The sequence below is a fragment of the Oliverpabstia intestinalis genome, from assembly GCF_009696065.1.
Lineage (GTDB): Bacteria > Bacillota > Clostridia > Lachnospirales > Lachnospiraceae > Oliverpabstia > Oliverpabstia intestinalis.
Genome location: NZ_VUMS01000003.1, coordinates 100,530 through 114,123, shown reverse-complemented (window position 1 = coordinate 114,123; position 13,594 = coordinate 100,530). Strand labels below are relative to the sequence as shown.

Here is a 13,594-nt window from a genome sequence, read left to right as displayed (position 1 = left end):
CCATCTGTGTATTACGCATGGAGTACCGGAAACATTTTTCTTGCAAAATGTTCTCTCTGTAGGTACTGTTCCATGGCTTTTTCTGTCTGCTCTCTCCGTCCCAGTTTCCGGCCTGCCAACATCTGATTGATCAGCTGATATTTTGTGTTTCCTTCCTGTAAAGACTCTTCCATCGTCAGAAGTTTCTTTTCCGTCTGTCGGGTATCATCCGGCAGTTCCACTGTCAGGTAATACTCCAGTATCTCATCATAAAACAGCAGGAATTCCTTTACAAAAATGCCCTGGTACATATTTTTCATCGGTTCACTTTTAAAGTTTTCACCGGTATCTTTGTCACGGATCAGTCGATAATGAATTGTCACCCGCGCTCCGGCCGGGTACTGAACCTGAATAAACTGTTTGTCATCCATCTGGTATGGTTTTGTGAATCTTGCCGGGAACTTCCGGTAAAATGCAAACCGCAGGCTGTTTTCCGTACATTCTTCGAGAATCTCATCGATCAGTTTTTCCTGCTCTTCTGTATAAGTATCCAGTTCTGCATAATATTTCAGGAGTGCCAGGTGACAGATCCGGTCTACCTCCTGCTTTCTCCTGCAACATTGTTCCAGGCACTGGAAAATATATGGATCTGTTTCTTTTTTGCCCAGAAAATATCCGTATGCCCAGAAAGAAATGTATGCCAGGATCACAGGTTCTTTTCCCTTCTGTGCCACATACTGTTCCAGCATCGCAGCTCCCTGCCTCAGATAGACACGTCCGAACATGGAGAGTAGAAGAATCTCTTCCTCCAGCGCATACGTATCCAGCTGGAATCCGCGCATCCGTTCCCATAAAAGTGCCATCTGTTCCACAGATCCAAGCAGATTATCGCTCAGGTAAATCAGAATCACTTCATTGTAGAGTCCCTGTTCAAATACATACTGCGCCAGATACACCAGTTCTTCCTGTTCCACAAAATCATAATCCAGAATCAGATAGCTGGTCAGTTTCATCAGACTTTCCGTTTTTATGCCTTCATAGCCATAACGGCTGATCATGTCCAATGCCGTGGCATACATCCCTTTTTCAATCAGGATCTCGCAGAGTAATACCTTATCTACTTTTGCAAATGTCACCAGATCCATTTTTTTCAGATAACTATCCAGCGTATCATCGCCTGCGTGTTCTGCATAATATTCCAGAATTTTTCTGCATACCATATGGCGGTATGGCTCCTGGAATTCTGACATTTCCACCACATGCTGGTAACAGCCAAGGGTGGAAAGCCCGATCTGTCTGCGGCTGTCATTGCCACATACGGCAAGTAACAATCCGGGTGTTGCGATATCCAGATTCATGCACGACTGCAGATATGGTTTTTCATCCATCAGTTTCTGTATATTGTAATCTACCGTTGTCGCATAACGCCTCCGTTTCTCATCCTCAAAAAGGATTCTCGCATCCGGTGTATACAGCTGAATATAGGCAGCACCGTCTGTGCACGGATAGCTTTGTTCTTCTTTCAGTTCTCCATGACACACGATGACGCTGCGAATCTTCGGATCATCACAGTACACCCGATAAGAAAACATAACTTTCGCCATCGCTTCTCCAAGAGCCGGCGTTGCAATGTCTTCGATGCATTCCTGATAGATGGTAGCATAATCTTCACTGATTCTTCCCTCCATCAATGCTTCCTGCGCGAATGCTTCCATCGCCTTACGATAGTTCTGATATGTTGTCTTATCTGCCTCTTTATTGCGTATCACATTGGCATACACAGATGCCCGTTTTCTGCTGCTCAGTGTATTGTTATATACAAAATACATACGGATCACCTGCGGCAGTACACTCTGGAAGCCCTGAGGCATAGTTTCAATATAATATTCATATAAGCGGGTGATCCGGATATCTGCCTCCACTGCCAGCTGATACCAACGGAAATACTCGCTCTTCGCCGGCTGTCCCTTCATAATGTATTTGCAGATATGATCCACCAGATCATTGCCAGGATAAGCCTCGTAACATTTTACCAGCAGACGGTAGATCACCGGCTGGAAATTCTTCACATATTCTGAGAGATGCCCGATCCGCATGGTCAGTTCTTCATTCAGTTTTCCATAACGTGCTGCATAGTGAAGAACCTGTACCATAAACGGTGACAGTTTTTTCAGATAGCCTGCTTCTGTTTCCATTTTCTCATAGGCTGCCAGATACAGAAACGGGCTTCTGCATCCCAGATCAAACAGTTCTTCCAACATATACATCTGTCTGCCCGGTGCCTGCTTATATTCTTCCGAAGTTTCCATCAGCACTTTCAGGATTGGATAACTGCCCGGATTCATACGATAAAGATTTTCGATCCTGGCCTGTGCTGTCATCTTCTGTTCTTCAGTAGCCACAGAGGTCTTCACTGCCAGCGCCAGATACCAGGCTTCTTCCTCCATCTGTTCCCTGGTAAATTTCAGTTCCCTGAGAGGCCACAGCACAGACATGGCATTTGCCACATCTCCGGTCTGTTCATAGATGTATGCCTCTGTCAGCTGTTGTTTCGGATAATAACATCCGAGATTCCGGAGATTTTCCAGTTCTTTCAAGGATGCTTCTTTCCATTCCTGCTGTTTTATCTCGCCCAGCAGATATTTTTCATACAGTGTTGCCAGTGCCGCCTGTCCTTTTTTCTCATAAGTTCTTGTGCTCAGTTCATAGGAAGCATTGCCCGAAGCCTTCACCTCATAGATATACGTTCCATATACGGTTTTGATCCGGATCTGTCCGTATTTTCTTCCGCTTCCCAGTTTTTCTTTGCGGATCAGATATTCCAGCCCATAAACACTTCCGATGAAATCCTCACTGGTGATCACTTTCTTTTCCACTTCCAGGAAATCTCCGGTAACCTCCACTTCCATCCGGGTATACCCCCAGGTGCTCTTATACAGATTCAGACAGTCTTTGACTGTAGTATCCAGATGATCCCAGGTCTGTTCTGTCTTTTCCAGACGCAGAGTCACCGGCTCTTTTTTTCCGGTTCCGATCAGAAACTCTTCCATATGCTGATAGGTCACCGGGTTTCTGGACATCCCCCGGTACAGGCTTTCGTATCCCGGATCTTCTCCCTGCAGCACTTTCAGAAAGCTCTCGCTTGTATAAAGACGAAATGCCTCCCGATAATCACTCTCCGCCAGTTTGATAAATGCTTCCAGATTATCCACTGCTCCGCGGGATGTCTGAATCCAGTCGTCTTTGATCTCTGCGTGTACCGGCACCTGGTATTCTCCCAGGTTACTGTTGATCGTAATCACTGCATCTACCGTCTCACCTGCGGACAGTCCCTTCACATCCAGCCCGTAAAGAATACATACGGTTGTTCCCGAAAATTTTTCTTTTGCCAGCAGTACCCGGCGATTGGATGACATGGTCATTCCCTTGATCCTGCGGTTATCTTCTGCCGCCACATATAATTCTCCCCGAACATTCTCCCCTTCATTGGTCGTAAGGTTAATCTGTGTATCGGAAAGAGTCAGCTTTGGTACTTCATATTCAAATCTTCCGTTTAGTAACTGTTCCATTCTTCTTTTCAAAGTATCCACCTGCGCTTCTTCTTTTATCGACCTTGACTATTTTTTTCTTATCATTATAATGAAACTAACATGATTGCTCATTTCATATGGTGTTGGGACAAAAGGCATTTTGCCCACTTTCTTATCATTTTGCAAAGCAATCTGCAAAAATACTCATAATTATTTTTATTATACACTACGCAAAAGTTTGTTGCAAGAAAAGAGGAGACATTATGATTAAACACAAGGATCATTTCCACGGCAGTGACCTGGAAGCTATTGAGAAATGTTATCATATTAAGAAGGAGGATATCATCAGTTTCAGTGCAAATGTCAATCCGCTGGGAATTTCTTATCAGCTACGTTCCACACTGGCCGATAATCTGGATGCGATCACTACGTATCCTGACCGGGAGTATACAGCTCTTCGCACCTGTATTGCCACGTATGCGGGAACGCAGCCGGAAAATGTGATTGTCGGAAATGGTTCCACAGAACTGATTTCTCTGTTTATTCAGACGAAGCACCCGAAAAAAGCACTGGTACTTGGTCCTACGTATTCGGAGTATGAACGGGAAATCGCACTGGGCGGCGGTACAACACTGTATTATCCTTTGAAAGAAGAACATGGGTTTCATATGGATGTGGAAGATTTCTGCAGCCATCTTTCCGATCAGCTGGAGCTTCTGGTACTCTGTAATCCGAATAATCCTACTTCTACCGCAATCACCTGCAGTCAGATGCGCCGGATCCTGGATGCCTGCCTGCAGTATGGAATTTTCGTGATGGTGGATGAAACATATGTGGAATTTGCACCGGAAGAGAAAGATGTGACCAGTATTCCTCTGACAAATTATTATACAAATCTGATCATTCTGCGTGGCACTTCAAAGTTTTTCGCAGCTCCGGGACTGCGGCTTGGCTATGCGGTGACAGGAAATCAGGATCTGATCAAGGCAATCAATACAAGAAAAAATCCCTGGACGATCAATTCGCTGGCAGAGATTGCCGGACGGCTGATGTTTCCGGATGAGGAATATATTCGTCATACGAGAAAACTGATCTGCAGGGAGAGAGACCGTTTGTATAACGAGTTGTCGACCTGGGACTGTGTGACGGTGTATGAAGCTTCGGCGAATTTTATCCTGATGAAGATCCGGAAACCCGGAATTACTTCCCAGGATCTGTTCGATCATTGTATCCGGAAGGGACTGATGATCCGGGATTGTTCCACGTTTCCGTTTTTGGATGATCATTTTGTGAGATTTTGTGTGATGCTGCCGGAGCAGAATGATCGGCTTTTGGAAGCGTTCAGAGAAATTTTACTGTAAAACTTTCCTTTTATACTCCTAGAGCGTGTCTGAAAAACATTTTAAATTGTTTATTTTAACCAAATTAATATTGAGGCGATACAAATAAATCCCAAGTAGGTTGCAGCTAATTTGTCATAACGTGTAGCGATTCGTCGGAATGCTTTTAATTTCAGAAAATACTTTTCTACTAAATGGCGTTCTTTGTATAACCACCAATCACAATGACATTCAAATTTAGGTCCCTTTCGGGATGGAATGTTTGGCTCTCCACCGCGGGCGTACACATAATCAAGTAATTTATTACTGTCATATCCTCGGTCAGCTAACACATTGCTTCCGTTTATTTCAATTTGATCAAGTAAAGGGATTGCATAATTGATATCATTACGCTGTCCCTCACTGATCATTAAATAAACTGGATATCCATAGGCATCTACTGCCGCATGGATTTTGGTGCTGGCTTCTCCACGGCTATACCCGATTTCATTTGAAGGCCCCCTTTTTTTGCACCGGCACTATGCTGGTGCGCCTGGATAATAGAAGCATCAATGGATAATTCTTCCAATTCTGCTTCAAGAAAAGTAACCGGAAAATACCAGGTACCCGCACTTTTTCCCTCCGCATCTTTCAATTCCAACGGAACCATATTTCTGGCTTTTGAACTGTCCGTATCCCATCCTGCGCTTCGAAGCTGTGCCGGTGCTACCACCATGGAAAACAGCAGACTGTCTTCCTTATCTTTTCCATTTTTCTGATAAAACTGGATATCATATTCCACATCCAGACGGTTTCCTACATTACTTGACCAGTTCAAAGAAAGGACTTCACCGTTCAGCAGAGAAATCGTATTCATCTTCAGCCTCGTCGGTTTCAATGCCACAACATTGACTGTATCTTCCACGGAATAATATCCGAGTACCCTGTCTTTGCGGCTCTTGTATTCACGGTCTGCCATAGTCAGATAACCGTTGCCATCCTGACTTGCATAGTTCAGTCCCTTGCATCGGGTTCCATAAAACGCAGAGTAAACCTCTCCCGACTCAATATCCATCTCAATGGCAATCGATGCATCCAGCATGCTTTTGTCATAGGTGTATCCGTCGAGAAGACCCAGAACTGCATTATTTGACGCCGATGCCCCGTCATGTTCTTTGTCCAACGTGATTCCATAGATTTTTCCCTTCCGTTTACTATCTGTAAACGGTGCTTCTTTTCCCTGGCTCATCACTTCTTTTTTGAACTCTTCCCACTGTCCGGAACTGCGATAATAAGTCAGCTTCGACTCTGCAGCCAGATACACCGTCTTCGCATTCTCCTCATTTTTTCGGAATTCTGCCATTTTCATATAGTGCAAAACCGATGGAATTGCGATACCAAGGATAACCGTCATGATCACCAGTACCACCACAAGTTCTACAAGAGTAAATCCTTTTTTCTTTTGTCTGCTCATTTTCTGTCACCTTTTACTGTTTCTTTGTAACTGTTCGGCACCTCGCAGTATATTGTCTACGGAATATTTATTATATGCAGATTTTTCTCATAAAACGATGATACTTTGCACTCTGCATATGCGATAAAAGCACTCCCATACAGCTATATTTCTGTGCCATATAAAAGTGCTTTTCTATTTTATATTATTATAATAATAAAATATTTTTGTAAGTCAATTGATTTTATTAATATTTGTACATATTGTTCCGATTTTTGCTATTCTTCCTTTTATTTCTGAAAGTTATCTTCAACCTGTACAACATTTTTTATTGAAAATCAAACAACGAAATCTGATTCGACTCCGGTATATCCCCGAAGATATGCAGATCATCCATAAAATCAATCACACTCTTGCTGACCTTCGTCCGCTGTCTGAAATCATCTTTTGACAGAAACTGGCCGTCTCTCGCCGCAAGCACCACCGCATCAGCCGCTTTATCTCCCAGTCCTTCGATACTGTCCAGCGCCGGCATCAACTTACCGTCGACAACCTGGAAGCGGTGCGCCTGTGCCTTATAAAGATCCACCTCCGTAAACGAGAACCCTCTCGCATACATCTCCTGTACGATTTTCATATCTTTTACGGTATCCTGCTCTTTTTTCGTCAGCGTATCACTTCGTTTCTTATAATCCGCCATATAATACTCCAGCCGTTCCCGTCCCATACACATCAGTTCATAGGAAAATGCAGAAGCACGGATACTGAAGTAAGCCGCATAGTAAGCCAGGGGATAGAAGATCTTATAATACGCGATCCGGTACGCCATCATAACATAGGCTGCCGCATGAGCCTTCGGAAACATGTACTTGATCTTCTTACATGACCAGATGTACCAGTCCGGCACATCGTGGGCTTTCATCTCCTCTTCCCACTCCGGTTTCAATCCCTTACCTTTACGAACGCTCTCCATGATGGTAAACGAAAGCTCACTCTCCAGTCCCTTATTGATCAGGTAGATCATGATATCATCACGGGTACAGATGGCCGTGGAAATGGTCGCTTTTCCTTCCTCTATTAATGTCTGTGCATTACCCAGCCACACATCGGTACCATGGGACAGACCGGAGATACGGATCAGATCTGAAAAAGATTCCGGTTTGGTATCCAGAAGCATCTGGATAACGAAATCCGTACCAAACTCCGGAATCCCAAGACAGCCCAGTGGACAGCCGCCAATATCATCCGGTGTGATTCCCAGTGCCTCCGTACTCTTGAACAGGGACATGACACTCTGATCATCCAACGGCACCTGCTGAGCATCAAAATGGGTGATATCTTCCAGCATACGGATCATGGTCGGATCATCGTGTCCCAGAATATCCAGCTTCAGCAGGTTCGCATCGATAGAATGGTAATCAAAATGGGTGGTGATAATATCGGTATTCACATCATTTGCCGGATGCTGTACCGGAGTGAAGGAGTTGATATCTTCACCAAAAGGAAGAACGATGATACCGCCCGGATGCTGTCCGGTGGTACGACGGATACCTGTGCATCCCTGCACGATCCGGTCGATCTCGCAGTTTCTCTTGTGCACACCACGCTCTTCGTAATAATTTTTCACATAACCGAACGCTGTCTTATCCGCCAGCGTACCGATCGTTCCGGCACGGAAAGTCTGTCCCGCACCAAAGATTACTTCTGTATATTTATGTGCCTTACTCTGATACTCACCGGAGAAGTTCAGGTCGATATCCGGCTCTTTGTTTCCCTTGAATCCCAGGAAAGTCTCAAACGGAATATCAAACCCCATTTTCTTCAATGGTTTTCCACACCGCGGGCATATCTTATCCGGCATGTCACAACCGGCACGGCCGGAATATGTTTTCACTTCGTCGGAATCAAAATCCACATAATAGCACTCTCCACACAGATAGTGAGGACTTAACGGATTGACTTCCGTGATTCCCGCCATCGTGGCAACAAAGGATGATCCTACGGATCCACGGGAACCTACCAGATACCCGTCCTCGTTGGACTTCCAAACCAGTTTCTGTGCAATGATGTACATTACGGCATATCCATTGGAGATGATGGAGTTCAGTTCCCGCTCCAGCCGTGCCGATACGATCTCCGGAAGATCCGGTCCATAGATCGCATGAGCCTCATTATAGCAGATATCACGAAGCATCTGATCCGAGTTTTCAATAACCGGAGGAAATTTACCGTCACGGATCGGGCAGACCCGGTCACACATATCCGCGATTTTATTCGGGTTTGTGATAACAATCTCTTCCGCTTTCTCCGCACCCAGATATTCAAATTCCTTCAACATCTCTTCTGTGGTCCGCAGATACAGCGGTGCCTGATCATCCGCATCGCTGAATCCCTTTCCGGTCATGATGATTCTCCGGTAGACTTCATCCTCGGGATCAATAAAATGTACATCACAGGTGGCAACCACAGGTTTTTTAAACTGTTCTCCCAGTTTCACGATCCGTCGGTTCAGATCCCGAAGATCTTCCTCGGAGGTTACATTATCCCGGTTTTCATCCCGCACCATAAACATGTTGTTGCCGATTGGCTGGATCTCCAGATAATCATAGAATTCCACCAGACGGGCGATCTCTGATTCCGGTTCATCCCTTAAAATCGCCTGGAAAAGTTCTCCCGCCTCACAGGCAGATCCGATCATCAGTCCTTCGTTATACTGCAGATACACACTCTTTGGGATCCTGGGCCGCCGATTGTAAAACTCCAGGTGTGATTTTGACACCAGACGATACAGATTAACCCGGCCAATCTCGCTGGTGGCCAGAATAATCGCATGATAGGTCGGCAGTTTTTTGATGGTATGCTCGGAGAGTTTTCCGGCCTCATTTAATACATTCAGATCAAAGATGTCTCGTTCCTTACACATTTTAATGAATTTTACAAAAATTTCCGCCGTACAGGCCGCATCGTCCACTGCCCGGTGATGATTCAACAGAGAAATATTCAGTGCTTTCGCCACTGTATCCAGCTTGAACCGGTTCAGTCCCGGCAGAAGCATCCGGGCAAGACCTACCGTATCCACATAAGTAAAATCCTGTTCGATTCCAAGGCGTTTGCAGTTTTCGATGATAAAACTCATGTCAAATCCGGCATTGTGTGCCACCATGACCGCACCCTTGGAAAATTCCAGGAATTTTGGCAGAACTTCTTCTATGGTCTCTGCATCCACAACCATGCTGTCATTGATGCCGGTCAGCTGTTCGATTTTAAATGGAATCGGCACCTGCGGATTGACAAAGACGGAAAAGCGATCCACGATGGAACCCTCTTCCACTCGAACCGCACCAATCTCGATGATCCGGTTAGCCACCGGACTGAAACCGGTGGTTTCGATATCAAACACCACATAAGGATCATCCAGACTCTGTCCCCTGCTTCCGGTAACCATGCCTTTCACATCATCCACCAGATAGGCTTCCACACCATAAATTACCTTAAACGGCGGATACACCTGTTTCATCTCATCCTTTGTCGCTTCCGGGTGATCTTTCTGGTACTGTTTTCGGTAATCGCTGACAATATCGTCATAGGCATGATTGGCTTCCGGGAAGGACTGTACTACTCCATGGTCTGTGATCGCGATGGCCGGATGTCCCCATTTGTAGGCGCGTTTTACCAGAACGCTTGCATCCGTAACCCCATCCATATCACTCATTTTCGTATGACAGTGCAGCTCTACTCGCTTTTCCGGACTGTTATCCATCCGACTGGTGGTAAAATCACTGATTTTCCTGATACCTGCAAGGGAACCGATGGTGATCTCATGATCGAACTTATCGATGGTGGTCACACCTTTTAGCTTCAGGAAGGCACCCTTTTTGATGGCTCCACTGATTTCCGGCACCTGTTCGTTGTGCAGAAACATTTTTACGGTAATCGTATCTGTAAAGTCCGTGATGTTGAACATATAGATAGTCTTCTCGTTTCGGATTTCTCTGGCTTCCACGGAAGTTACCTGTCCGCGGATCGTAATCTCTCCCATCTCTCCGGCAATAGAATCAATGGTGATGGCATCGTCATCAAAATCCCTTCCATAGATCACATCCGGGTTGTCGGATCGTTTCAAAGGACGTGGTCCATCGCCGTAACGACCTTTCTGAAAATTCCCACGGCCACCATTTTTTCCACCGTTTCGATCCCGGAAACCGCCTTTGTTCCCCTCTTTTCCTTTTTCCTGTGCAGCTGCCGGCTGTTTTCCACCGTCTGTGTCCTGATTCTGTTGATTTTTCCCCTGTGGTCTCTGTTCTTTTCCGTCTGCCCCGATCATCCGGTCTTCATCAAATGGTGCTTCCATGCCCTGACCGGACAGGTCTTCCCCTGCTTCACGGTCACTGTTTTTATTCCCGACTTTAGAATGTAACAGAATCTGTCTGGCTTCCTCCAGAATTCTCAGCTCACTGTTCTTTCTTCCTTTACTTTCCACTGGTTTCCGATAAGCCGGATGTACTTTCAGGTTGAAACCACACCGCTCGCAGAAGATTTTTTCCAGCACCCGCACCAGTTCATGTTCCCGGTCTCTCGCGACCACCGAATCAGTCATCACCAGCTCCATCGTCTCCGGATCACTGAACGTAATCTCTGCTGTATAGAACATATTGTACTCCAGTGCGCTGTACTGCTTTAATTCCAGCAGAATGCTCTGACGATATACATCCAGAAAATTTTCCGGTGTATACTGACTGGAAAGCTGGAATTTTTCGATGATTTTCACCCGCAGAGGTGCATTGGCAAAAAACTGTTCTTTAATTGTCTCTTCCAGATGATAAATATGCTTTTTATGAATCCACTGTCTACTCAGAACATAAACCCGCAGACAGTCCTTCTGCGGGTTTATGGATACTTTCATTACTTTTACTTCCCCAAGAAGGCTTTCCAGTTCCGGATTCACCTTCAACTGGGGAAATACATCTAAAAAATCTTTTTCTGTCATCATGTCTTATTCACCACTTACGCATTCCAGTGAAGTAACTCATCCCGGAGTGTCTCTAAGAGCTGATCCTCCGGTACTTTTTTGATAATCTCTCCTTTTTTGATCAGCAGTCCCACACCTTTACCTCCGGCAATTCCGATGTCTGCTTCTTTTGCTTCTCCCGGTCCATTTACCACACAACCCATAACAGCCACTTTGATATCCAGTGGAATATCCTGTACCATATCTTCTACTTTATTGGCAAGACCTATCAGATCTATCTGCGTTCTTCCGCAGGTCGGACAGGATACGACTTCGATGCCGCCGTTTCGAAGTCCCAGTGTTTTCAGGATCCGTTTGGCTGATTTGACTTCTTCTGACGGATCTCCGGTCAGGGATACACGGATTGTATCGCCGATGCCCTGGTAGAGAATGATACCAAGTCCTACTGCAGACTTGATATTTCCGGAAAACAGAGTTCCCGCCTCAGTGATTCCCACATGGAGCGGATAATCCGTTTTTTGAGCAATTAATTCATGGGCTTTTGCACACATCAAAACATCCGAGGATTTGATACTGATCACCAGTTGATCATATCCCATATCCTCGATGATCTTTACTTTATCCAGAGCACTCTCCACCAGACCTTCTGCCGTCACTCCGTGGTACTTTTCCACCAGTTCTTTTTCCAGCGAACCGCTGTTTACACCGACACGGATCGGAATCTGGCGTTCTTTCGCCACATCAACCACAGCCTGGATGCGTTCCCGGCTTCCGATATTTCCCGGATTGATACGTATCTTGTCCGCACCGTTTTCCATCGCTGCGATTGCCAGTTTATAATCAAAATGAATGTCTGCTACCAGAGGAATATGAATTTGCTTTTTGATCTCTCCCAGTGCTCTTGCAGCCTCCATCGTCGGCACAGCACAGCGGATGATCTGACATCCTGCTTTTTCCAATGTCAGAATCTGCGCAACCGTCGCCGCTACATCTTCTGTTTTGGTATTCGTCATCGACTGAATCAGCACCGGATGTCCGCCACCGATCACCTGATTTCCGATTTTAATTGTTTTTGTATGTTCCCGATACATCACTGCACCTTCCTTTTTCTTTTCTCTTCTGCATAAACCATCCTTTTTATGCATCTGATATGATTCCGTCTTTGTCACTGTTTACTTTCTTCTGATTTCCCTTATTTTACAACTATCGAATCTCCAGCAGCTTATTCTTCAGTTCATCTTCCATCTTCCGAAGTTCCACTTCTGCTGCCTGTCGTTTCATTCTGCCGTCTGCCTGGATCTGCATCACTTCGTCCAGGGTAGAGATCAGAGATGCGTTGGTATTCTGCAGGGTTTCCAGATCTACGATACCACGCTCAGACTCTTTCGCTGCTTCCACAGATGCCACTTTCAGCACTTCCGCATTCTTTCTGAGCAAATCGTTGGTCATATCCGTAACCTGACGCTGCGCCTGTGCTGCCTGAGAGGCATGTTCCACGCCAAGAGCCAGTACCATCTGACTCTTCCACAGCGGAATCGTATTCACTACCGTAGTCTGGATCTTTTCCACCATCATGGTATCACTGTTCTGTACCAGACGGATCTGGGGTGCTGTCTGAATCGAGATCATACGTGTCAGCTCCAGATCATGGATCTTCTTTTCAAACCGGTCACACAGCCCTGTCAGATCTTTGACTGCCTGTGCATCTTCCGGTTGTCCGCTTGCCTGTGCTTTTGCCATCAGCTGTGTCAGTTCGGTCGTTTTTACTTCTTCCAGTTTCTTCTTTCCTGCCAGAATATACATGGAAAGTTCTTTAAAATACAGCAGATTCTGCTCATACATCCGATCCAGCATCGCCACATCTTTCATCAGCTGTGTCTGATGATCTTCCAGGGCTGTACAGATTTTTTCCACATTTGTCTCTACTTTGTCATACTTTGTCTTCATACTGGTGATTTTGTCCACCGGCTTCTTCAGAAAAGAGAAAAATCCTTTTTCTTCTTCCTGCGCATCAAAGCTCTTCAGTTCAGTCACCACATTCGTCAACATATCTCCCACAGATCCAAGATCTTTGGTTTTTACATTTTCCAGTGCTTTCTCAGAAAAATCGGCCATTTTTTTCTGGGTTCCCGCACCGTACTGCAGAATGCCGTAGGTGTTATGAAGGTCGATCTGTTTTGCGAAACTCTCCACCATCTGACGTTCTTTATCATTTAACATGCTGTCATCCAGTTTTGCTTTTTCTTCCTGTACCGGAACTACCGGTGCCTTTTCTTCCGGTTCCGGAGCCGGATCAAAGGTCAGCGTTGGCATCTCCATCTCATCCAGTGTACTCATATCGTTC

General features: G+C 45.4%; 7 protein-coding genes. 1 reads left to right on the top strand and 6 read right to left on the bottom strand.

What is annotated here, in order from left to right; all coding sequences use genetic code 11:
- Positions 1–11: 11 nt before the first annotated feature.
- Positions 12–3,560 (bottom strand): DUF5717 family protein, encoded by a 3,549-nt coding sequence (locus tag FYJ57_RS02265; RefSeq protein ID WP_154431373.1) that lies wholly within the window; start codon positions 3,558–3,560, stop codon positions 12–14.
- Between the two features lie 212 nt (positions 3,561–3,772).
- Between FYJ57_RS02265 and FYJ57_RS02260 the strand changes: the two genes are divergently transcribed.
- Complete coding sequence (locus FYJ57_RS02260; protein WP_154431372.1) at positions 3,773–4,870, top strand: pyridoxal phosphate-dependent aminotransferase; 1,098 nt, start codon at positions 3,773–3,775, stop codon at positions 4,868–4,870.
- A 50-nt stretch (positions 4,871–4,920) separates the two neighbouring features.
- Here the strand turns inward: FYJ57_RS02260 and FYJ57_RS02255 are convergent, their stop codons facing one another.
- The 5 genes from FYJ57_RS02255 to FYJ57_RS02235 all read right to left on the bottom strand — a co-directional run bounded on the left by FYJ57_RS02255 (position 4,921) and on the right by FYJ57_RS02235 (position 13,587).
- Entirely contained in the window at positions 4,921–5,301 is a 381-nt protein-coding gene (locus tag FYJ57_RS02255; protein ID WP_277663536.1) for an IS5 family transposase, read from the bottom strand.
- Entirely contained in the window at positions 5,286–6,302 is a 1,017-nt protein-coding gene (locus tag FYJ57_RS15270) for a prepilin-type N-terminal cleavage/methylation domain-containing protein (RefSeq protein ID WP_235904344.1), read from the bottom strand. Before FYJ57_RS15270 ends, FYJ57_RS02255 begins: the two co-directional genes overlap by 16 nt.
- Positions 6,303–6,609: 307 nt before the next feature.
- On the bottom strand, positions 6,610–11,271 hold the full coding sequence (locus tag FYJ57_RS02245) for a PolC-type DNA polymerase III (protein ID WP_235904342.1): 4,662 nt from the start codon (positions 11,269–11,271) through the stop codon (positions 6,610–6,612).
- A gap of 14 nt (positions 11,272–11,285) precedes the next feature.
- Complete coding sequence (ispG, locus tag FYJ57_RS02240; protein ID WP_268878793.1) at positions 11,286–12,395, bottom strand: flavodoxin-dependent (E)-4-hydroxy-3-methylbut-2-enyl-diphosphate synthase; 1,110 nt, start codon at positions 12,393–12,395, stop codon at positions 11,286–11,288.
- Between the two features lie 58 nt (positions 12,396–12,453).
- Positions 12,454–13,587 carry a toxic anion resistance protein gene (locus FYJ57_RS02235; protein WP_154431371.1) on the bottom strand — a complete coding sequence of 378 codons (1,134 nt, stop codon included), beginning with the start codon at positions 13,585–13,587 and terminating at the stop codon, positions 12,454–12,456.
- Positions 13,588–13,594: the final 7 nt, after the last annotated feature.

Excerpts from the sequence above, each read along its gene's own strand:
- FYJ57_RS02260 (WP_154431372.1), top strand. The coding sequence starts at position 3,773 with ATGATTAAACACAAGGATCATTTCCACGGCAGTGACCTGGAAGCTATT.
- FYJ57_RS15270 (WP_235904344.1), bottom strand. The coding sequence starts at position 6,302 with ATGAGCAGACAAAAGAAAAAAGGATTTACTCTTGTAGAACTTGTGGTG.
- FYJ57_RS02235 (WP_154431371.1), bottom strand. The coding sequence starts at position 13,587 with ATGAGTACACTGGATGAGATGGAGATGCCAACGCTGACCTTTGATCCG.
- FYJ57_RS02245 (WP_235904342.1), bottom strand. The coding sequence starts at position 11,271 with ATGATGACAGAAAAAGATTTTTTAGATGTATTTCCCCAGTTGAAGGTG.
- ispG (WP_268878793.1), bottom strand. The coding sequence starts at position 12,395 with ATGCATAAAAAGGATGGTTTATGCAGAAGAGAAAAGAAAAAGGAAGGT.